Annotated in this window: 24 protein-coding genes; 16 read left to right on the forward strand and 8 right to left on the reverse strand. The window is 31.0% G+C overall.

Features of this window, described 5'->3' with window-relative positions:
• Window positions 1–31: 31 nt before the first annotated feature.
• Window positions 32–916, reverse strand: coding sequence for a DUF4231 domain-containing protein (locus tag QM746_RS07900; protein WP_414983713.1), 885 nt, complete (start codon window positions 914–916; stop codon window positions 32–34).
• Between the two features lie 2 nt (window positions 917–918).
• A complete protein-coding gene (locus tag QM746_RS07905) occupies window positions 919–1,425 on the reverse strand; it encodes a TIR domain-containing protein (RefSeq protein WP_414983714.1) in 507 nt (168 codons plus the stop codon).
• 599 nt (window positions 1,426–2,024) lie between these two features.
• On the opposite strand from QM746_RS07905, the gene QM746_RS07910 reads away from it, so the two are divergent.
• Window positions 2,025–2,768 carry a hypothetical protein gene (locus tag QM746_RS07910; protein ID WP_414983715.1) on the forward strand — a complete coding sequence of 248 codons (744 nt, stop codon included), beginning with the start codon at window positions 2,025–2,027 and terminating at the stop codon, window positions 2,766–2,768.
• Window positions 2,769–2,958: 190 nt separating this feature from the next.
• Complete coding sequence (gene gyrB / locus QM746_RS07915) at window positions 2,959–4,893, forward strand: DNA topoisomerase (ATP-hydrolyzing) subunit B (protein WP_414983716.1); 1,935 nt, start codon at window positions 2,959–2,961, stop codon at window positions 4,891–4,893.
• Window positions 4,894–4,954: 61 nt separating this feature from the next.
• Here gyrB and QM746_RS07920 read toward each other — a convergent pair whose 3' ends face one another.
• A complete protein-coding gene (locus QM746_RS07920; protein ID WP_414985133.1) occupies window positions 4,955–5,191 on the reverse strand; it encodes a TM2 domain-containing protein in 237 nt (78 codons plus the stop codon).
• 128 nt (window positions 5,192–5,319) lie between these two features.
• On the opposite strand from QM746_RS07920, the gene QM746_RS07925 reads away from it, so the two are divergent.
• A complete protein-coding gene (locus QM746_RS07925; RefSeq protein WP_414983717.1) occupies window positions 5,320–6,168 on the forward strand; it encodes a diacylglycerol/lipid kinase family protein in 849 nt (282 codons plus the stop codon).
• Here the strand turns inward: QM746_RS07925 and QM746_RS07930 are convergent.
• Window positions 6,165–7,478, reverse strand: coding sequence for a cryptochrome/photolyase family protein (locus tag QM746_RS07930; protein WP_414983718.1), 1,314 nt, complete (start codon window positions 7,476–7,478; stop codon window positions 6,165–6,167). The two genes, QM746_RS07925 and QM746_RS07930, sit on opposite strands and share 4 nt — an antisense overlap.
• A 17-nt stretch (window positions 7,479–7,495) precedes the next feature.
• Entirely contained in the window at window positions 7,496–8,131 is a 636-nt protein-coding gene (locus QM746_RS07935) for a MarR family winged helix-turn-helix transcriptional regulator (RefSeq protein ID WP_414983719.1), read from the reverse strand.
• 82 nt (window positions 8,132–8,213) lie between these two features.
• Here QM746_RS07935 and QM746_RS07940 point away from each other — a divergent pair, with 82 nt between their 5' ends.
• The 6 genes from QM746_RS07940 (at window position 8,214) to QM746_RS07965 (ending at window position 12,790) form a co-directional block, all read left to right on the forward strand.
• Window positions 8,214–9,686, forward strand: coding sequence for a phytoene desaturase family protein (locus tag QM746_RS07940; protein ID WP_414983720.1), 1,473 nt, complete (start codon window positions 8,214–8,216; stop codon window positions 9,684–9,686).
• 64 nt (window positions 9,687–9,750) lie between these two features.
• The gene (locus QM746_RS07945; protein ID WP_414983721.1) at window positions 9,751–10,596 is read left to right on the forward strand and encodes a phytoene/squalene synthase family protein; all 846 of its coding nucleotides are present in this window, start codon (window positions 9,751–9,753) and stop codon (window positions 10,594–10,596) included.
• A 9-nt stretch (window positions 10,597–10,605) separates the two neighbouring features.
• A complete protein-coding gene (locus tag QM746_RS07950; RefSeq protein WP_414983722.1) occupies window positions 10,606–11,064 on the forward strand; it encodes a hypothetical protein in 459 nt (152 codons plus the stop codon).
• Between the two features lie 3 nt (window positions 11,065–11,067).
• Window positions 11,068–11,535: a beta-carotene hydroxylase gene (locus tag QM746_RS07955; protein ID WP_414983723.1), complete on the forward strand. Its 468-nt coding sequence runs from the start codon at window positions 11,068–11,070 to the stop codon at window positions 11,533–11,535.
• Window positions 11,536–11,559: 24 nt separating this feature from the next.
• Entirely contained in the window at window positions 11,560–12,276 is a 717-nt protein-coding gene (locus tag QM746_RS07960; RefSeq protein WP_414983724.1) for a lycopene cyclase domain-containing protein, read from the forward strand.
• 1 nt (window position 12,277) lies between these two features.
• Entirely contained in the window at window positions 12,278–12,790 is a 513-nt protein-coding gene (locus QM746_RS07965) for an SRPBCC family protein (protein ID WP_414983725.1), read from the forward strand.
• Window positions 12,791–12,798: 8 nt separating this feature from the next.
• Here QM746_RS07965 and ggt read toward each other — a convergent pair whose 3' ends face one another.
• Window positions 12,799–14,487 carry a gamma-glutamyltransferase gene (gene ggt, locus QM746_RS07970; RefSeq protein WP_414983726.1) on the reverse strand — a complete coding sequence of 563 codons (1,689 nt, stop codon included), beginning with the start codon at window positions 14,485–14,487 and terminating at the stop codon, window positions 12,799–12,801.
• A 136-nt stretch (window positions 14,488–14,623) separates the two neighbouring features.
• On the opposite strand from ggt, the gene QM746_RS07975 reads away from it, so the two are divergent.
• Both QM746_RS07975 and QM746_RS07980 read left to right on the forward strand, forming a co-directional pair.
• Window positions 14,624–15,586: an NAD-dependent epimerase/dehydratase family protein gene (locus tag QM746_RS07975; protein WP_414983727.1), complete on the forward strand. Its 963-nt coding sequence runs from the start codon at window positions 14,624–14,626 to the stop codon at window positions 15,584–15,586.
• A gap of 144 nt (window positions 15,587–15,730) precedes the next feature.
• Window positions 15,731–16,486 (forward strand): polysaccharide deacetylase, encoded by a 756-nt coding sequence (locus QM746_RS07980; RefSeq protein WP_414983728.1) that lies wholly within the window; start codon window positions 15,731–15,733, stop codon window positions 16,484–16,486.
• A gap of 4 nt (window positions 16,487–16,490) precedes the next feature.
• On the opposite strand, the gene QM746_RS07985 is transcribed toward QM746_RS07980, so the two are convergent.
• The gene (locus tag QM746_RS07985) at window positions 16,491–17,702 is read right to left on the reverse strand and encodes a metallophosphoesterase (RefSeq protein WP_414983729.1); all 1,212 of its coding nucleotides are present in this window, start codon (window positions 17,700–17,702) and stop codon (window positions 16,491–16,493) included.
• Between the two features lie 12 nt (window positions 17,703–17,714).
• Window positions 17,715–18,788 (reverse strand): 3-oxoacyl-ACP synthase III family protein, encoded by a 1,074-nt coding sequence (locus QM746_RS07990; protein ID WP_414983730.1) that lies wholly within the window; start codon window positions 18,786–18,788, stop codon window positions 17,715–17,717.
• Window positions 18,789–18,894: 106 nt separating this feature from the next.
• Here QM746_RS07990 and QM746_RS07995 point away from each other — a divergent pair, with 106 nt between their 5' ends.
• The 5 genes from QM746_RS07995 (at window position 18,895) to QM746_RS08015 (ending at window position 21,770) form a co-directional block, all read left to right on the forward strand.
• The gene (locus QM746_RS07995) at window positions 18,895–19,461 is read left to right on the forward strand and encodes a hypothetical protein (RefSeq protein WP_414983731.1); all 567 of its coding nucleotides are present in this window, start codon (window positions 18,895–18,897) and stop codon (window positions 19,459–19,461) included.
• Between the two features lie 46 nt (window positions 19,462–19,507).
• Window positions 19,508–20,224, forward strand: coding sequence for a bifunctional demethylmenaquinone methyltransferase/2-methoxy-6-polyprenyl-1,4-benzoquinol methylase UbiE (ubiE, locus tag QM746_RS08000; protein ID WP_414983732.1), 717 nt, complete (start codon window positions 19,508–19,510; stop codon window positions 20,222–20,224).
• Between the two features lie 6 nt (window positions 20,225–20,230).
• A complete protein-coding gene (locus QM746_RS08005; RefSeq protein WP_414983733.1) occupies window positions 20,231–20,989 on the forward strand; it encodes a porin family protein in 759 nt (252 codons plus the stop codon).
• A 191-nt stretch (window positions 20,990–21,180) separates the two neighbouring features.
• On the forward strand, window positions 21,181–21,483 hold the full coding sequence (locus tag QM746_RS08010) for a hypothetical protein (RefSeq protein ID WP_374360466.1): 303 nt from the start codon (window positions 21,181–21,183) through the stop codon (window positions 21,481–21,483).
• The gene (locus QM746_RS08015; protein ID WP_414985134.1) at window positions 21,483–21,770 is read left to right on the forward strand and encodes a cell division protein ZapA; all 288 of its coding nucleotides are present in this window, start codon (window positions 21,483–21,485) and stop codon (window positions 21,768–21,770) included. The genes QM746_RS08010 and QM746_RS08015 overlap by 1 nt, the downstream gene beginning before the upstream one ends.
• The last annotated feature ends 217 nt before the right edge of the window (window positions 21,771–21,987 follow it).

Here is a 21,987-nt window from a genome sequence, read left to right on the forward strand (position 1 = left end):
CCATCGAAAACTTAGCTATTACCAGCAGTTTTTATTTGTATAGTTCAATATTGTCTCTTCTAGCTAACCATAAAGTATGTTCTCTTGAGATTGCATTTTCTGTATCATCAACATATTTTTCTAGCTGTGTATTGTCCAATATGAATTTTGATTTTTCTTTAATAAGTTTTAGTTCAGTCGCAGTAATTCCATAGGCATCGGTTAATTCTTGAAATCTTTTAAGTTGTAACCAAGTCATAAAAACAGACGTCATTGTTATCAAAATTGACGTAAACGAAAAGTTTATAAATAAATTTTCTTCATAAATGAAGAAGAATATAGCTAATATTTGAAATCCAATTATTAAACTCAGTGCAATATTTTTATTTAAAGTATTTTGCTTCGTTTTAGTTAAATACCAATTGATCTGGTCTTGAATTCTATCTTCAACGTATTTCTTTTTCCTTTCTTCAAATGAAGAATTTCTAATTGAAATCATTTCATCTGAAATCATATTCTCGTCAGGATAATTTTGACCAATTAGAATATAGAAATCACGTCTTTGTCCGATTATTTTCTTAAGGTTTTCATTGAAAATTTGCTCAGCTTTTTCTTGCTTTAATGATATTTTAAAAGGTTTGGTATTAGTAATGAATTTCCAAGTTAATGTTTTCACACTTTCTGCAATTGCTCTTCCTTCATACCAACTTTTTTCGGGTCTAAAGAATAGTATATAAATATTAAAAAGTGTGGATAAAATCAGACATATAGTGCTAAAAGTTGTTATATTTTTAGGAACTGTTGTATATATAGATGATACAGATGATAAAATTAAAAGTAACAGAATAAACATATTTAATCGAATAAATATGTTTTGTGATTTTTTTGATTTATCATCTGCAATTTTAAATAGTAAAGGATAAAATTTTTCTTCCATAATTAAATTCCTAAATCATTATAAACGTTGTCATTCCAGTGGTAATCAGTGTTTAGTGTTTTGTCTCTTCGGTAATCATAAAATGATGGAAAATTATCTAAACTATACTTTATAGCATTTAGTTTGAAAGGTATATGTATTGCATTAGCATTTCTTAAAATTGGTGGACATAATAAATTGTCAATAGATTTCTTATTGTTTAAATTAACAACAATAATTGGTAGGTTTAATTCTTTTGCAAGTTCAATTTCCCATCTAACATATTTGTATAAATATTTTGTGCTTTCACCAACTAAAACTATAACTTGGTCAGTAGATTTCATTCTTTCTCTTAATCTACTTTTAATATACGCTTCATCTGAAGCAAGATATGTTAAGGGTTTTATATCGTGGGCATCTTTAAAATCAAAATTAATATTATCATTTTTTTTCCACCCTTTCATATAGGCATAAGCCCACATATCATTATCTCCATCAAATATTACATAAGTTGTGTCTTGGTAGCTCATTGTTGTTGTTTTAAATTTTTGCTAACTCAAAAATAAACGCAATTAAATTCTAAACTATATAAATAATTATAAGTATTTGATTTGCTTTAGATTTTGAGCGTTCATTAATTAGTTTCAAACAAATTTACAAAAGTTTTATGTTTCTAAAAATATATTTTATAATTTAATGTATTTCAATTAAGCGTTACTTTTGTTATGCTGTAAGCATCTCTACAAAAAAAGAGTTTAGATTCCTTCGGAATGACAAAGGTGTGAGTTTAGTAAAATGAATGTGAATTATTTAAAATCAATAATCATTATATTTCTACAACGCAAAAAATTATTTTAAGAAATTATTTTGTAGTGAGTAAAGTTAATTCCGTAAACGGACTAGATGAAGCGAACGCTTAAAAGTGAATTTATTCACTTGCTTTGCTCCCTTTAAATATAAATATAAAGCATTGAAAACCTTTGCGTTTAATAAAAGTATTGTAAATGAACAATTAGTAGTGCTGATGAATTTTTATTTTCTTGATTTTTTATGAAAAACTTTCCTAATTGGTGGTACTTTTTTTTTGGTATAATTATTGAATCTCTACGAGAAACTAAACCTATTCCCTATGAAAAAATACAACAATTTTCTAACTGTTATACTGTTGAGTGTAATAGCAATTTCTTGTGCCGTAAATTATACAACGCCTGGCGGTGATATTAAAATTTCAAATTTAGCCGATGAAGATATTTCTAAGATTCTTCAGAATAAACCTGCTATTGAGTTTCCTGCAAATATAGCTGTGGCGAGAATTCAGGCACCAAATTATACCAATTATGCATATCAGGCGAGGTATGCTAATCCTCAGTTGCAAAATGGTAATTTCAGTATGATTCTCACTAGAGATGCAGACGAAGAATCTTCTTTCTCCGAGATTGCCAAATTAGATGGAATTAAACAAATTGCACCATTTAATAAATTGCTTTTGCCTTACAATTATAATTCAATTAAAGATTTAAGATTGGCGGCAGCAAAGATGAAAGCGAATGTTTTGCTTGTTTACACTTTTGATAGTCAGTTTAGTATTGATAACAAAAATTACGGACCGCAAAATGTATTTTCTTTAGGGTATCTTAAAAACAAAAATGTAAAAGTGAGAACTACAGCTTCGGCAGCTTTATTTGATGTTCAAACAGAATATTTGTACGGATTGGCAGAGGCTACAGCAGAACAAAGCAAGACTTCTAACGCTTGGAAAAAACAAGACGAGGTAGATTATTTGAGAATAGAAACAGAAAAAGAATCTTTCAAAAAGCTTACTCCTCAGATTAAAGAAATGTGGAACGGAGTAATTGCAGAATATAAAAAGTAGTATTAAAAAGAAACTCTTTTGGATGATATTTATAGGGAAGTTTTCTGTGGAAAACTTCCTTTTTTTTGCTTTCGTATCTCGTTAATTTTTCAGATATTTGTAAGTCTTTGTAAAAAGGAAAAATTCGTAAAAAAATTATAAAAAATAAACTCGCTGAAAAGCAAAAAGCCATCAGCAGAAAGCATTTATTATGAGTCAAAAACAATATACAGCAAGTAGTATTCAGGCATTAGAAGGAATGGAGCACGTACGTATGCGTCCTTCAATGTACATTGGTGATGTGGGGCTAAGAGGTCTTCACCATTTGGTTTATGAGGTAGTAGATAACTCTATCGATGAAGCTTTGGCAGGATATTGTGATACTATTACAGTTGCTATTAAAGAAGGTAATGCTATTGAAGTTACAGATAACGGACGTGGTATTCCGGTAGATTTTCACGAAAAAGAACAAAAATCTGCCCTAGAGGTAGTAATGACCAAAATTGGAGCAGGTGGTAAATTCGATAAAGATTCTTACAAAGTTTCTGGTGGTCTTCACGGGGTTGGGGTTTCTTGTGTTAATGCACTTTCTAACGAGATGATTACTACCGTTTACAGAGATGGTAATGTTTATCAGCAAGTGTATGCAAGAGGTAAAGCTCAAACTGGTGTTGAAGAAATTGGTCACAGTGAGCATAGAGGTACAAAACAGTTCTTCCAGCCAGATGATACCATTTTTACAGAATTAGTTTATAATTATGATACGTTGGCAAACCGTCTAAGAGAACTTTCTTATCTTAACAAAGGGATTACCATTACCATTACAGACGAAAGAGAAAAATTAGAAGACGGAACTTTCAAAACCGAAACTTTCCATTCTGAAGGTGGTCTTAAAGAATTTGTAGAATATATCGATGGCAATCGAGAATCTATTATGGAGCACGTAATCTTTATGGAAGGAGAACGTGATGATATTCCGGTAGAAGTTGCAATGCGTTATAACACATCTTTCAACGAAAATCTTCACTCTTACGTTAATAACATCAATACTCACGAAGGTGGTACACACTTAGCAGGTTTTAGAAGAGCTCTTACAAGAACTCTTAAAAAATATGCAGACGAATTGGGTCTTCCAGCAAAAGAAAAAGTAGAAGTAACGGGTGATGACTTTAGAGAAGGTCTTACAGCAGTAATTTCTGTAAAAGTGATGGAACCTCAGTTTGAAGGACAAACCAAAACCAAATTAGGAAACTCCGAAGTTTCTGGTGCTGTAGATAAAATTGTTGGCGAAATGCTTTCTAATTTCTTAGAAGAAAATCCTAACGAAGCTAAACAAATTGTTCAGAAAGTTGTTTTGGCAGCAAAAGCAAGACAAGCGGCTAAAAAAGCAAGAGAAATGGTTCAGCGTAAATCTCCTTTGGGAGGTTCTGGATTGCCTGGTAAATTGGCAGATTGTTCTTCTAAAGACCCAGAAATTTCCGAAATATTCTTAGTGGAGGGAGATTCGGCAGGTGGTACTGCAAAACAAGGTAGAGATAGACATTTCCAAGCGATTCTTCCGTTAAGAGGTAAAATCTTGAATGTTGAAAAATCGATGCTTCATAAAGTGTATGATAACGACGAGATTAAAAACATCTATACTGCACTTGGTGTTTCTGTAGGAACCGAAGAAGATTCTAAAGCGCTTAATCTTTCTAAATTGAGATATCATAAAGTTGTAATTATGACGGATGCTGATATCGACGGTTCTCACATTTCTACACTTATTCTTACATTCTTCTTTAGATATATGAAAGAATTGATAGAGCATGGTTATGTTTATATTGCTCAACCGCCTTTATATTTGTTGAAAAAAGGTAAAAAAGAAATGTATGCCTACAACGAAAAAGAAAGAGAAACCATTACAGCAGAACTTTCAACTGAAGGAAAAGGAGTAGAGATTCAACGTTACAAAGGTCTTGGGGAAATGAATGCAGAACAACTTTGGGAAACAACTCTAAATCCTGAACATAGAATTCTGAAACAAGTAACCATAGAAAGTTTGGCAGATGCAGATAATGTATTCTCTATGCTGATGGGAGACGAAGTGCCTCCAAGAAGAGAGTTTATAGAGAAAAATGCAGTGTATGCAAAAATTGACGCTTAATTATTAAATAAATATCTATAAAAAAACCGAAGCATTTTAAAAATGCTTCGGTTTTTGTTTTTTAGAACCAACCTTTTTTTCCTACTTGGTAAGTATTGTAAAAATCTTCATCAGATTTTGTTAGGTAAATAATTCCTTCTATTAATCCAATAACAGCACCGATTCCACATGCAAATCCTAAGATAAGTTGAATAATGCCTTCTTTTGTGTAGCCTAAAATAAATTTATGTACACCTAAGCCTCCTAATAATATTGCTAAAACTCCAGCTAATACCTTTTTGTTTTCTTGTTTTTCCATTTTATCAATTTTTGTTTTGCCAAAAATAATAAAATTTTGAAAATATTTATATAAAATGGTAATTTTCATTGATTTTTTTATTAAAAGCGCTTATTTGTTTGTTTAAAAAAAACATTAATTTTGCACCCATGCAAAAAACAGCTTTTATCATCAATCCGTTTTCTTCTAAAGGAAACTATCAGCCACTTTTAGAGCAACTAGAAAAGAATATTGCTAAACCTTTGGTTTTTATTTCAGATTCTATCGAAGGAACTGATGATTTTATTAAAGAAAATTGGGACAATGTTGAGGTTTTTGTTGCAATTGGTGGTGATGGTACCATTTCTACAGTGGCAAAAAACATCATTAATAGTGATAAAATTTTGGGAATTATTCCTGCGGGCTCTGGTAATGGTTTTGCTAACGAAACTCACTTTAATATAGAGTTAGACCAACTTCTTCAGAAATTAGAAAGTAAAAATTTCAAAGAAATTGATACTTTTACGGTTAATGGTAAATTTTCTATCAACGTTGCTGGTGTTGGTTTTGACGGAGCTGTGGTAGAAGCTTTCGAGAAAACTTCCCGAGGATTTAAAAATTATATTAAAGCTTCTATTCAGACATTTTTTAAGTACAAACCTATTAAAATTTCTTTCGAAGAAAAATATAAAAAATACAATGGCAAATATCTAATGATGAATATTGCCAACACTCGTCAATTTGGAAACAATGCGTACATTGCGCCTCAAGCGAGTAAAAGTGATGGTTTGTTAGAAATTGCTTTGGTTAAAAAATTTCCTTTTACACACGCTGCAACTTTCGCTTACAGAATGTTTACCAAAAAATTGGTCGAAAATCAATATTTAAAATATATTTCCGTTCCAGAGATAGAGTTTTCTGTTAATTCTATCCTTTGGCATCTCGATGGAGAATTTAATGAAATAGAATCGCCAATTAAAGTGAAGGTTTTACCAAAAAGTTTAAGAATTTTAATTTAAAAAGATTCTTCATCTCCCAAGCCTTCTTTATACCTTTTTAAAGCTCTTTCTCTGGCAAATTTGTGTTCTATTATTGGCTTTGGATAAGCCGAAGTTCCAAATTCTTTTACCCATTTTTTAATATAAATAAATTTTGGGTCAAATTTTTTCTGCTGTTCTTCCGGATTAAAAACTCTGAAATACGGAGCAGCATCACAACCACTTCCTGCGCTCCATTGCCAGTTTCCATTGTTGGCAGAAAGGTCATAATCCATTAATTTTTCTGCAAAATAAGCTTCGCCAATTCTCCAATCGGTAAGCAAATGTTTGGTTAAAAAACTAGCGCAAACCATTCTTACTCTGTTGTGCATCAATCCTGTTTCATTCAATTCTCGCATTCCTGCGTCAACAATGGGATAACCAGTTTTTCCCTTGCACCATTTTTGGAAGAGTTCTTCATTATTTTCCCAACTTATTTTATCATATTTTTCTTTGAATGAATGATGAATGACTTTAGGGAAATGCCATAAAATTTGCATGAAAAATTCTCTCCAAATCAATTCTTTCAGGTAGGTTTTGTCTTTTAGTTCGTTGGCTATTTTTGCTAATTTTCTAATGCTGAATGTTCCAAATCTCAAATGAGTACTCATTTGTGAGGTTTCAAGAGTTGGGAAATTTCTCGTTTCCTGATATTTTTCTAAAATTTCGAGATTAATTTGTGGTGTTTCAAATAGATAATTGGTTTTCTTGAATCCGATATTTTCTAATGTAATGTTTTGTTTTTCAATATTTAATAAGTTTTCAAGTTTTTTCTCCGAAGCGAAAAATTCTAAATTAATGTCATTAAATTTTAAAAGCCATTGTTTAGAATAAGGCGTGTAAATGGTGTATGGTTTTCCGTCTGCTTTTGTAATTTCATCTTTTTGAAAGATAACTTGGTCTTTGTAAGTGTAGAAATTAATTCCTTTTTGGTTGAGGAAATCTATAATTTTTTGGTCTCTTTTTATGGTGTAAGGTTCATAATCTTCGTTGAAGAAAACACTTTCAATGTTATATTTTTCGGTTAATTTTTGGTAGATTTCTAATGGTTTTCCATAAAAAATTTGAATAGATTTATTAGATTTTTCCAGATATTCGTTGAGTTTTTCCAGTGCTTGAAATATAAAATCTACACGTTTGTCATCTTTATTTTCGAGTTGATTTAGGATTTCTGTGTCGAAAATAAAAATGGGTAAAACTTTGTTTTGGCAACTCAAAGCTTCAAATAAAGCTCGGTTATCAATTAATCTTAAATCTCTTCTAAACCAAAAAATATTGATTTTTGTTTCCATTGAAATTTTGTTTTTCTTTAAATTAATGAGTTTATTTCATCAATTTCTGCTGTTTTGTACTCTTGATAAATGTGAAAATGAAATTCGTTTAACTTTCTCAAAATTGCTAAAAGATTTTCTTTTTCTTCGTCTTCTAATTTTGCGGAAAGTACTCTAGATGTGGTGGTTACATCTTTTATAGATTCTAAAAACGTGTTTTTTCCTAATTCAGTAAGTTTTAATCGTGTTGTTCTCTTGTCGTTTTTATCTGGAAATTCTTCTACCAATTTATTTTTTACCAATCTTTTAATAATTTCCATGCCGGTTTGTTTTTCGTGAGCGTTTCGTTCTACCAATTGCATTTTGGTAAGCGTTTCTTCGTCCATTAATCTGTAGAGATAAGTAAATTCTTCATTGGCTAATTGAGGAAATTCTTTCAAACCTCTTCTTATCATTTGCTTGGTAAATCGCCCCAAAAGAATGACTTGTTTTGCTATTTCGTTTTCTAAATCAAATGCTTTTTGGTTTTCTTTTTTGAATAATTCTGTTGGATTTACCTTTTGATATGCCTTTTCGTTCATCCAAATTCTGAAATCTTCTATAGAGGAAGAATTCTTCTCTTGGTCGAATTGTTCGAGGTTTTCTATAACTTCTTTAAGTAATAGATAATTCATATTGAAATAATTTACACAAAAATAGTAAAATATTTTTTCAAATTAAAGAAAAAAGTATATTTTTGGACTAATTAATTCAACTATGAAAAACGTTATCATTATAGGTTCTGGATTTTCGGCTTTGGCTTCTGCTTGTTATATGGCAAAAGCTGGTTTTGCGGTTACTGTTTTAGAGAAAAATGAACAGATTGGCGGAAGAGCTTCTTTGCTAGAAATTGATGGTTTTAAATTCGATATGGGACCCAGTTGGTATTGGATGCCAGATATTTTTGAGCGATTTTTTGCAGATTTTGGTAAAAATGTTTCAGATTATTATGAATTGGTAAAGCTTTCTCCTGGTTACAGAGTTTATTTTGGAGAAAATGATTTTGTTGATATTTCTGATAAACCAGAAGAAATTATACAAACTTTCGAAGAAATAGAAAAGGGAAGTGGTGAGCATTTGAGGAAATTTATGAAGGATTCTAAAAAGAATTACGAAATAGCGATGCAAGATTTGGTTTATAATCCCGGAAAATCTTTGCTAGAACTCATCAGTTTGGAAACCGCAAAAAGACTAAATCTTTTTGTGCAAAATATTTCTCAAACGGTAAGAAAAAACATTAAAAATCCTAAGTTGAGAAGCATTTTGGAGTTTCCGGTTTTGTTCTTGGGAGCTAAACCTAATAATACGCCAGCTTTTTACAATTTTATGAATCATGCAGATTTTGGTTTGGGAACTTGGTATCCAAAAGGTGGTTTCAATGCTGTAGCAAAAGGAATAGAAAAATTAGCGAGAGAATTGGGTGTAGAATTTAGAGTAAATGAAGAGGTTGTAAAAATAGAAAATGACGGAGATACAGTTACGGATGTTATTACAAAAAACGGAATTTTTTCTGCAGATTTGGTAATTTCTGGAGCAGATTATGCGCACACAGAAAAATTAATTGATGCTAAAGCAAAAAATTATGCTGATGATTATTGGCAAAAGAAAGTTTTTGCGCCATCTTCTTTTCTTTATTATGTAGCTTTTGATAAAAAAGTGGAGAAATTATTACACCACAATTTATTTTTTGATACAGATTTCGAAAAACACGCCGAAGAGATTTATGATGAATCACAATTCCCTAAAAAACCTCTTTTTTATGCTAACTTTTCTTCTAAAACAGATAATACTTTAGCGCCAGAAGGTAAAGAAGTTGGTTTTTTTCTAATACCGGTTGCGGTAGATTTAGAAGATAATCAGGAAATTCATGATGAATATTTTGATTTGATAATGAATAGGATACAAAAAAATACGGGAATAGATTTGCGAGAACATTTAATTTTTAAAAAATCCTTCGGAGTGAAAGATTTTAAAGAAAGATATTATTCTTGCCGAGGAAATGCGTATGGATTGGCTAATACTTTGTTCCAAACCTCGATTCTAAGACCACAAATAAACAATGAAAAACTAAAAAATTTATTTTACACTGGGCAATTAACTATTCCCGGTCCCGGTGTTCCTCCTGCTCTTATTTCAGGAAAAGTTGTTACAGATTACATTTTGAAAAATAAACATAAAATTTTGAAATAAAATCCTGATATTTTATAAATCTTAAAAGTAAGAATAACCATAATTTAAACAACACCAAAAAAATATGACACAGAATTTACACAACCAAGTAAGTGATGATTGCAGTAAACTTGTTACAAAGGCTTACAGTTCATCTTTTTCCAGAGCAATATTGCTGTTTTCGCCAGAAATTAGGAAAGCTATTTATAATATTTATGGTTTTGTGAGATTTGCAGACGAAATTGTAGATACTTTTCATGATTATCCTAAAAAAGATTTGCTAAACGATTTTATGAATCAGTATTTTGATGCAAAGAAAAAGGGAATTTCTTTAAATCCTATTCTCAATTCTTTTGTGCAAACGGTAAAAAGATACGATATTAATCAAGATTTAATAGATGCTTTTATTTCTTCGATGTACAAAGATTTGGGCGAAATAAAATATGAAAATAAGGAAGAGTATGACGCTTACATTTATGGAAGTGCAGAAGTAGTAGGATTGATGTGTCTCACGGTTTTTGTAGATGGAAACAAAGAAGAATATCAAAAATTAGAACCTTATGCAAAAAGATTGGGAGCGGCTTTTCAGAAAATTAATTTTTTGAGAGATATTAGAGCAGATTTTTATGTTTTGAATAGAACTTATTTCCCAAAAGTTAATTTTTTACAATTTAGTGAAGAAGATAAAAAAGCAATAGAAGAAGATATTGCTGATGATTTCAGAGAAGCTTTAATTGGAATTAAAATGTTGCCTATTAAGAGCAGATTGGCGGTTTATATGGCTTACAAATACTACACTAATCTCTTTAAAAAAATTAAAAAATGCAGAGCAGAAGTTTTGATGACCAAAAGAATAAGAGTTTCCAATGCAAGAAAAGTTTATCTCTTTTTAGAAATGATTCTAAGTAAAAATATTAATTTAGTGAGATAATAATAAGCAATGAAAAAATATTCTATTGTATTTCTAATGTTATTTTCGGTTTTCGGTTTTTCTCAAAGTCTGAAAGAATTTAGAGCTTTGCTTCAAAAAGGTGAAAGTTCTGAAGTCTATTCTAAAACACTTTTAGAAAAATCTAAAAAAGAATTTGAACAAACGAACAAGCCAATTTATGAAGCTTTGTACGCTGTAGGTCATTTTTTTATGGCAAAACACGCTGGCAATCCTTTGTCTAAATATTCAAATTTTAATAAAGGTAAAAAACTACTCGAAAACGCGGTGAAAAGAGACCCTAAGAATCTGGAAATCAGATTTATGAGATATTTGTGTCAAGAAAAAACGCCAAAATTTTTAGGCTACAACAAAGATTTAGAAGCAGATAAGAAATTTGTTTTAACGGAATATAAAAATTGTACCGACGAAGATTTGGTAAGTTTTATTAAGAAATATTTCAAAATTTAAATTATGGAAGTATTGCAATATATAGCCATTACAGTTGCCGTTTTTGTATCTATGGAAGCAGTAACTTGGCTTACACATAAATATATTATGCACGGATTTGGTTGGTATTTTCACGAAGATCATCATCAGCTTGGTTATCCTCATGTTTTTGAAAAAAACGATTTTTTCTTTATCATTTTTGCCATTCCTAGTATATTATTCTTTTACTTCGGTTCTGTTGATGGTATCAATTGGCGATTTTTCATAGGATTAGGAATATTATTCTACGGAATGGCTTATTTTCTGGTTCATGATGTTCTTATTCATAGAAGATTTAAGTGGTTTGATAAAACCAATAATTGGTATTTCAGAGGCTTGAGAAAAGCCCACAAAATGCACCATAAACATTTAGATAAAGAAGATGGAGAATGTTTTGGGATGCTTTTTGTGCCTTTAAAGTATTTTAAAGAACAATTGAAACTAGAGAATTAAAAATTAAATTTTATTGATAATCCATTGCAAAATTATTATTACATAGCTTTAGATATTTGTAGTTTTTTAATTCCGTTTCTTTTCAGTTTTGAAAGGAGATGGATGAATTTCATTCGTTTTTGGAAACCTTTTTTCTCGGCAATTATTTTGGTAGGATTATTTTTTATCATTTGGGATATTTATTTTGCTTTTGAAAATGTTTGGGGTTTTAACAACGAATATTTAATTGGGATTAGATGGTTTAAATTACCTTTAGAAGAGTGGTTGTTTTTTCTTTTAATTCCTTATGCTAGTAATTTTATTCACTATTCTTTGGAGTATTTTTTTCCAAAATTAGAATTGAGCAAAAATATAACTCAAAGTATTACCATTGTTCTTTTTGTGGTGAGTTTGGGAGTTTTTACATGGAATTTAGATAAAATTTATACAGCAGCTAGTTTTGGGTTATTTGCTTTGTTGATGCTTTTTCAAATGCTTTTTCAATGGAAATATGCCAGAAGGTTTTACCTCAGTTTTATAGTTATTTATATTCCTTTCTTTTTTGTGAATTCGGCGCTTACGGGAAGCTATTCTGATAATCCAGTAGTGTTTTATAATGATGCCGAAAATTTAGGAATTAGGATAGGAACAATGCCTTTAGAAGACAGTTTTTATTGTTTTTCTATGTTGTACGGAAGCGTTTTGGTTTTCGAGTTTTTAAGAAAAAAATGGAATTATTCTCAAACTTTATCTTTCAATTAAAATGAAAATAAATTTTACCAAACAATCTGGAATTTATACACTCACTTCAGAGCAAATTCTCCCAATTTCTTTAGAAAATGCTTGGGATTTTTTTACCGTTCCTACCAATTTAGATAAAATTACGCCTAAAGAAATGGATTTTAAAATTACCAATAATCCGCCAGAAAAAACTTATTTAGGTCAAATTATCACATACAAAATTGGTATTCTTCCGTTTTTGAAAAGCAATTGGATTACAGAAATTACTCATTTTGAAAGTCCGCTTAAAAACGAAAATAGAAAAGGTTTTTTTGTAGATGAACAACGTTTTGGACCTTACGCAATGTGGCATCACGAACATCATTTCGAAGAGACTACAAATGGTAATGTAAAAATGACGGATATTGTCAATTTTAAACTTCCTTTTGGTATTTTAGGTGATTTATTGGCTGGTTTTTACGTTAAAAATAAAGTGCAATTTATTTTTGAAAGTCGTTTTAAAATTTTAGAAAATTTATTCAATCAATTCAAATAATAAAAAGATTATTCTACTGCTACAGAATCGTCTCCACGTCCATCTGCTACAGCAATTGCGTTTCCGTTTTCATCAAGAATAATCATTTCCGTTCTGCCAATAACATTTCTGTTTTCGAATTTATAATTTTTTTGTTCTAAAACTTTTATGGTATTTTGAGGGAAATTTTTCTCGGTGTAAATTACTTCTGGCAACCACTGATGATGGAATTTTGGTGCATTAATTACAAAATTCGGACTTAGTTTAAAATCAATAGCATTTACAATACTTTGAAACACTGAAGTTGGAATGGTAGTTCCGCCGGGAGTTCCTACTACAATGTAAGGTTTGCCGTTTTTAAGGACGATTGTTGGCGTCATAGAAGAAAGCATTCTTTTGTTAGGAACAATAGAATTGGCTTCTCCGCCTACAGCACCAAACATATTTGGAACGCCTGGTTTTATAGAAAAATCGTCCATTTCATTATTTAGAAAATATCCACCACCTTTTACAACTACTTTGCTTCCGTATAATCCGTTAAGCGTTGTTGTGATAGAAGCAGCATTCCCAAATTTATCAATGATAGAAATATGAGTAGTTTGCTCAGATTCTTTTGGCTGACTGATAATGTTGCCAACTTCTGCGCTTGGTGTTGCTTTTTCAAAACTAAAGTTTTTCCAACGATTTTTGAGATAATCATCAGAAATTAACATTTGTGTTTTGTCTTCTATAAAATCTGGATCTCCCATATATTCTGCTCGGTCTGCATAAGCTCTACGCTCTGCTTCTACCATAATTTGCAATGCTTCGGGAGAATTTTGTTCGTATTTTTCTAAATTTTCATAAGAAGCCATTTTTAACATTTGAGCTAAAAGAGGTCCACCACTTGAAGGGAGAGGCATAGAGATAATTTCGTTGCCTTTATAATCGAAAGAGAGAACTTTTCTTTCTCTGGTTTTGTAGTTTTTAAGGTCTTCGAGAGAAATAATTCCATTTCCTTTTTTCATTTCGTCAACAAGGAATTGAGCATTTTTACCTTCATAGAATCCTTTTTCTCCATTTTTTTGAATGGCTTTCAAGGTATTTGCCAACTCTTTTTGAATAAGCAAATCGCCTTGTTTCCATGGAATATCTTTGGTAAATGCCGTTTTGTGAGAATTATGTTTTAGAAAATCTTCTTTGGTAGAATTAAGAAGATTTGCTTCTCTTAATGTTACAGCAAATCCTTTTTCTGCTAAATCTATTGCTGGCTGAATAATCGCAGCCATAGGTAATTTTCCAAATTTTTTATGCGTATAAAACATCCCTGAAATAGAACCAGGAACACCAACGGCTAATCTTCCGTTTTGGGATAAATTTGTGTTAGCATTACCTTTTTCGTCAAGATACATGTCTCTAGAAGCTTTTAGGGGAGCTGTTTCTCTGTAATCTAGTGAAAATTTTTCGCCTTTATTGGTTGTTCCAACTAAAAAACCACCGCCTCCAATATTACCAGCTTGAGGATAAACTACGGCTAAAGCAAATTGAGTAGCAATAGCTGCATCAAAAGCGTTGCCTCCCATTTTTAAGATTTTTGCACCAGCTTCACTTGCGAGCGGATGAGCAGAAACCACCATTCCTTTGTCTTTGGAGTGGATTTCTTTTACGATATTAATATTGGTGAATTGTGCGAATGCTACATTAGAAATTACTAGAAATAGTAAAAAACCTCTTTTCATTAATCAAAATTTTGTGTAAAAATAAATATTTTTTTTAAAAATGATAAGTTTTGTTTCTATAATTTAAAAATATCATAATAAATAAATTTTAATAGTTTTTCAAAATTTTTAAATTTGTGAAAATCTAAAAGTGAAAATGGAAATTACAAAAGAAAAAATATTAGTAACGGGTGCTCTAGGACAAATTGGGACAGAACTCACTTCCAAATTAGTAGAAATCTATGGCAAAGAAAATGTTGTAGCCTCAGGAATTGAAAAATGGAGAGAAGGCAATACTGCTGCCGGTTGGTACGAAAGAATAGATGTTACTAATTTTAAATTATTAGAAGATTTTGTAAAAGAACAAAAAATTACTACGGTTTATCATTTGGCTTCTTTGCTTTCTGGTACTTCAGAAAAACAACCACTTTATGCTTGGAAACTCAATTTAGAGCCATTGTTACATCTTTGTGAATTGGCAAAAGACGGACATTTGAAAAAAATATTCTGGCCGAGTTCTATCGCTGTTTTCGGGAAAGGAATTCCTAAGCATAATGTAGAGCAAGATGTAGTCTTAAATCCTACTACCGTTTACGGAATTTCTAAAATGGCAGGTGAAAAATGGTGCGAATATTATTTTGATAAGTATGGAGTAGATGTTAGAAGTATTCGTTATCCTGGACTTATCTCTTGGAAAGCGCCAGCTGGCGGAGGTACCACAGATTATGCTGTAGAAATTTTTTATGAAGCTGTACAAAACGGAAAATATAAAAGTTTTATAGCTGAAAATACCGCAATGCCAATGTTGTATATGGACGATGCCATCTCTGCAACAATAAAACTAATGGAAGCAGATAAAGATGCTCTTACTGTGAGAAGTTCTTATAATTTGGGCGGAATGAGCTTTACGCCTGCAGAGTTAGCGGCAGAAATTAAGAAAGAAATGTCCGATTTCGAGATCTCTTATGAACCAGATTTTAGACAAGCAATTGCTGATTCTTGGCCCGCAAGTATCGAAGATGGGAGAGCCAAAGAAGATTGGGGCTTAAGTTACGATTTCGATATAACATCGATGACTAGGGAGATGTTGGCTAATTTGAAGCTGAAATTAAACAAGTAATTTGTATTTAAAAAATTTTCTTATCTTAGGAGCTCAATTTTAATAGATTTTTTATAATAAGTTTAAAATCTATTTATCATATTAATTCTATAATTTATAAACTTTGTCAATTTCGCAATTGGCAAAGTTTTTTATTTTTACAAAATGGTTTTATTAAGTTTTAATGTTTTAGCTCCAGAAATTCCTTTAGATAAAATAGATTTGGTTTCGGAAGAAGAGAAGCTGAAAATTATTTCTAATGGAACAGAAAGTATTATCAATATTTTAGAAAAACATTATGTTTTTTGTACTTTTTTTGTTGAAGTTTCTGTGGTAGAAAAATTGCCAGATTTACTTAAATTAATCACTAAAAAAGGTCATGAATTGGGAATTCTGAACAAACATTCTACAGAAGCAGAAATTGTGAAAGCAAAGCACTTTGCCGAAGAAGTTACAGGCAAATCTGTTATAGGAATTAGGCAGTTTCCCAAGTTTAAATTTAAGTCGGATGTGGTAAAAAAAATGAAATTTAGTTACCATTCTTCTATGTACTTTTCTAATATTTTTTGGCTGAATAAAGATTTTGAGAAAAAAACTGTTTACGAAGAAAACGAATTGGTAATTGTGCCAGACAGTTGGTCTCTATATTCTAAAATTCCGTATAATGACTTTACTTTTCAGATGATTCCTTTGTTTTTTTACAAAAATATGGTGAATAATTCTATGAAAGCCGATGACGAGTATATTGTAATTTACCTCAATTCTTGGCAATTTGTAGAACTTAATCATAGTAAATTTGGACTTCCTTTTTACCGAAAATACAATTTAGGAAAACAAATGGAGAAGAAATTGAGCCGTTTTTTACTGTTTTTAGAAGAAAGCGAATGGGCAATTAACCGAATGAAAGATTTCTTTTTCTAAGGATTTATGAAAGTTCAAAAACCGTAATTTCTGGTTTTACACCCACTCTTCCTGGGAACGCTAAAACACCAAAACCTCTGTTTACATACAAATATTTGCCAGCAGATTCATATAAATCTGCCCATTTTGGATATTTGAATTTTACAGGAGACCATTTAAAATTTTTCAAATCTATCCCGAATTGCATCCCGTGTGTATGACCAGAAAGTGTAAGTTGAACGTTGCTAGGATGATGTTTTACTACTTCATCAAAATGAGTAGGGTCGTGGCTCATTAAGATTTTTACTGCTTCGGTTGGGATTCCTTTTGCAGCTTTTTCTAAATCTCCATATTGAGGAAATGGCGGAATTCCCCAGTTTTCAACGCCCAAAATATAAATTTTTTCTCCGTTTTTTTCTATAGAAACGTGCTCGTTTCTAAGCATGGTAAAACCAGCTTGTTTTTCATAATTTTCTAAATTGGGGATATTCTGGGCTTTTTCTTCTTTAGATTTCCAAGAGCCATAGTCGCCGTAATCGTGGTTTCCTAAAACCGAAAATTTTCCGTCTTTGGCTTTTATGCTTTTAAATAAATTGATGAAAGGCAAAAATTCTTCAGCGTAATTATTGACCATATCTCCCGTAAAAAGCACCAAATCTGCATTTTGCTCATTAATTAAATCAATGGCTTGTTGTAATTTTTCGGGATGAAAAAAACTACCACTGTGAACATCAGAAATTTGTACAATTTTATAACCTTTGAAACTTTTTGGTAGATTTTTTAGTTTAAGTTTTACTTTTCTGGCAGTGTGTCTGTATTTTCCGAAGATAATTCCATCAATTATCAAAGCAGAAAAAATTCCGGCAGTTGCTAGAGCAGTAGTGCTGATGAATTTTCTTCTTTCGGGAAAATATTTTTGTTCTTGAGAGAAATATTTAAAACCGAATTCAAAAATTCTAGAAATATCTCCAATTAATAAAAATATCAATGCTATTAACTTTGGTAACATAAATATCATTACCAAAGAAAGCATTAATTGTACCTGATGTTGGTCTCTGGAAGCTCTATTGAAGGTTACCATTTGATAGAGCGTAAAACCATAAATAAATAAGGTAATAGCCCAATATCCGAACCTTAACCAATTGTTAGAAACAAGGTTTTTGAAAGCTTGATAAACGTAAAATTCTATCAGGAAAAGTATCCCAAAAATGATTAGAAATCTGTTTTGTACAGACATATTCTAAATTTTCTATGAAGGCATTTTATAAACGATGCAATTGATGTTCATCCCAGCACCTACAGAGCCAAAAACGATGTATCCACCTTTTTGGAAGCTGTGTCCTTTCATTTCTCCTTTTGCAATTATATCATACATTGTTGGTACAGTAGCAACAGAAGAGTTTCCAAATTTTTGAATAGTCATTGGAGATACACTTTCGTCGTACTCAGATTTTCCGTATAATTTAAAAATTCTGGAAACCATTGCGTGATCCATCTTTGCATTGGCTTGATGCAGTAATATTTTGTTTACATCTTCTATGCTTATTCCAGCATTGTCTATTGTTTCTTTGATGGCAGAAGGAACGTTTTTTAGAGCATATTCGTAAATTTTTCTTCCTTGCATTCTAATGTAAATTCTGTCTTGGTCTTCAGCATTAGGATTTAAGGTTTTAGAACATTCTAAGTAATTTAATTCGTCTGCATTATCGCAAATGGTATTAGTAGAGATAATTCCTACGTTTTCTTCTTCGGTTCTTTGTACAATTACAGCGCCAGCACCATCAGCAAAAATCATTTTGTTTCTGTCGTAAGGGTCCGTTACTCTGCTTAGCGTTTCTCCACCAATTACTAAAATGGTTTTTGCTTTTCCTAATTTTAGTAAATCATCAGCCAGAATCATACCTTCTACCCAACCTGGGCAACCGAAAATCATATCATAAGTAATACATTTTCTGTTTTTGATGCCTAATTTGTGTTTTACTCTTGCAGCCATATTCGGCATAAAATTCGGCATTCCATTTTTAGAAACTTCACCAAAATTACTTGCGAAGATTATATAATCTATTTCTTCTTGGTCTATGTTTGCATCATAAATTGCTTCTTTAGCAGCTTCGAAACCCAAATCTGAGTTCATTTTGTCATCACCGATATATCTTCTTTCTTCAATCTCTGTGATGTCAATAAATTTTCTGATGACTTCTTCGTTGGGTTTGTCTATTAGATCTCCAGCATCTGTATAGAAAGTAGAGTTGATAAAGTGTGAACCGTTTATTACTCTTTCCGGAATGCAACTTCCTGATCCAATTATAACTGAACTTGGCATATTTATTTTTAATTTTTATAAAACAGGGGACAAATTTATAAATTAAAATCTTATCTACCACAAATAAAATTATTATTAAATTTGCAAAAGTCTATTTTTTTAATTTATGAAAAAAAATGCGCCTTTAATTGGCTTTCTTTCTGCTATAGGAGTTATGGCTGTAGCTTTTGCTATCTATTTTTTGTTTTTGGCTAAGAAAAACGAATATTTAGTAGATAATCCTACCAGCAATACTTATTATTTTAAAATTAATAATGGGGAAGAAAATATTATTACTTCTGGGCAACATGTAAAAGTAGAGCTTAACAGAGGCGAAAAAAATGATATTAAAGTTTTTGATGCTCAAAAGAAACTTCTTTTTGATTCTGCTTTTAAAGTAACACAATACAGAGGTTTGCTCAATATTACCAATAGCGATTATTATGTGCACCGTCAGTTCTACGGTTATGTTCCTAATAAAGATTCTTTATTGGTTTCTCAAACTTTTGATTTAGACGGACAAAAGTTACCAGGACACGTTACCCATCATAAAAAATTATATATAGAAGATTTTTATTATAATGTAGATGAAGATTATGATAAAGTGATAAAAAATATTGATAAATTAGAGTCTAGAACCAAAATCTACAGAAAAGAAGATTTTAAAAATTTTTACAAAGAAAATTATCAGTAAAATAACGAAGAAAAAATAAATAATAATACTAAAATATAAAAATTAAATGCAAGTAACTCCTTACAATACAGACCAAAGTAAAAAAACACAAGTGGAAGATATGTTTGATAACATTGCGCCAAAATACGATTTGCTCAATCATGTTCTTTCTATGAAAATTGATGTTTTGTGGAGAAATAATTTGGTAAAATGGATGAAAAAAGATGCTCCACAGTTGGTTTTGGATGTAGCTACAGGAACAGGAGATTTGGCAATTACCGTACAAAAAGGTACTCAGGCAAATGTGGTAGGTTTAGACTTGTCTCAGCAAATGCTAAATGTAGGGATTGAGAAAATTAAAAAAATAAATCTTTCTGATAAAATCTCTATGCAAAAAGGAGATGCGGAAAATCTTGCTTTCGAGGATAATAAATTTGATGCTGTTTCCGTTGCATTTGGAGTAAGGAATTTTGAAAACCTAGAAAAAGGTTTAGCAGAACTTAGAAGAGTAGTAAAAGAAAACGGTAGCGTTTATATTTTAGAATTTTCAAAAGTGGAAGGCTTTTTAGGTCCATTCTACATGTTCTATTTCAAAAATGTTTTACCAAAAATTGGCAGATTAGTCTCTAAAGACAACAGAGCTTATACTTATCTTCCAGATTCGGTAAATGCTTTTCCTTTCGGAGAAAAAATGAAACAAATATTGCTGAATACAGGTTTCAAAAATGTAGAATACAAAAGGCAAAGTTTTGGTATCGCTACCATTTACAAAGCCACAAAATAAAACATAATGAAGAAATTATTTCTTAAAATCCTATTTGTAAGTTTATTGCAATCTTTTTTTGTGAGCAATGCGCAGATTTCGCAATTGTTTAGAAATAAAGATAGAGTAGAGCAAAGACAAGAACAAGACACCTATCCTTTTAGTTATGGTTTTTTTCTTAATTTGAATAACTTTGATTACAAAATGGTTCTCAATCCTAAATATGGGATGTATAACAATCAAAATTTGGTTCAATCTAAACTTACCTATAGTTTTGGAGCTGGTTTGATAGCCAAGATGCGCCTTAATAACAACTTTGATTTGAGATTAGAACCAGGTTTACAATTTGTAGATAGAGAACTTACATTTGATACTCAGGTTAATTCTCCGCAGCTTACTCTTACCAATGCAGATAGAATTAGAAAAGTAAAATCTACTTATGTTGATGTGCCTCTTTTGTTAGAATTTCACATGGATAGATGGTACAATTCTAGACCTTATGTAGCGGGTGGTTTTAATTATATGATGAATCTTCAATCTAATGCCAAATCAGCAGACGATAATCAGCAAGGTATTTTCAGATCTACTACACATAATTTTGGTTGGTCTGCCGAAATGGGGATTCAGTTCTATTTTTCGAGATTCAAATTAACACCAGGATTTAGAGGAACCTTTTTCTTCAACAACGAAATGGTGGCAGATAATGCAGGTACACCGCCTTATTGGACGGCTGCTATCAACACTATGCAAACCAGAGCATTTATGTTCGTTTTAAAGTTCGAATAAAGTATTTTAAAGTATTTTAAAGATATTTTTAGGAATTTTTTTAATAAATAAATTGCCTAAATGTTTGATTTAAAGAAGATTCTATAAGAGTCTTCTTTTTTATTTAAAGTAAAACTTTAAATTAACATTAAATTTCTGTTTAATTGAATGGTTTTTTTTATATTTTTGCAATAGTTAGAACAAACACCTGAATGCTTAAAGAATTAGAAACCAACTTTTCTTTACTTGAAAAAAAGATTGATGAGGTGAGATTAAATCACAAAAATCTTTCAGATAAGTATGCAATTTTGGCTGATGATTATGAAAAACTAAAAATCAAATACGAAGAAGAACATAAAAAGAATCAGGAGTTAGTAGAAGAGCAAAAAAAGATAAAATTAATTTCTGCAATATCTGGCAATCCGGATCATAATAGATTGATGAAAAATCACATCAATAGATTAGTAAAAGAGATAGATGCTTGTATTGCACAACTTCAAAATAGTGGTTTGTGATGGAGATGAGGAGAATTACTATAAACATTGCAGGGAGAAATTATCCTCTAAATGTGCCCGCTACAGAAGAAGAAACGCTTCGTAAAGTAGGCAAGCAAATAGAAATGATGATTAGGGAGTTTGAAGCCAATTTTGATGTTAAAGACAAACAAGATGCACTAGCAATGTGTGCCTTAAAATTAGGTGCTAATGCAGAAGTACATCAATTAAATAACGAGAAAATCGTACAAAATGCTAATGATAGATTAACGAAAGTAAATCTGTTATTAGACCAAATAGAAAAGTAGATTTTTCTTTTCTATAAAAATATTTCCTACAATAGTTCTAACACATTACAGGTAAACTCAACGCTAAACAATTACCGAACAAATGTCTTTGCAATGGCGTGCTGCATTTCGCAGATTACAAAGCATAGAAATCAGTTCAAATCGTGTTGATTAGGAGTTTACTCTATATCACTGAACTGTTGTAGGTTTTTTTATTTTTGATGTTGTGAGATGTAAT

The sequence above is a fragment of the Cloacibacterium sp. genome, from assembly GCF_047601505.1.
Classification (GTDB): domain Bacteria; phylum Bacteroidota; class Bacteroidia; order Flavobacteriales; family Weeksellaceae; genus Cloacibacterium.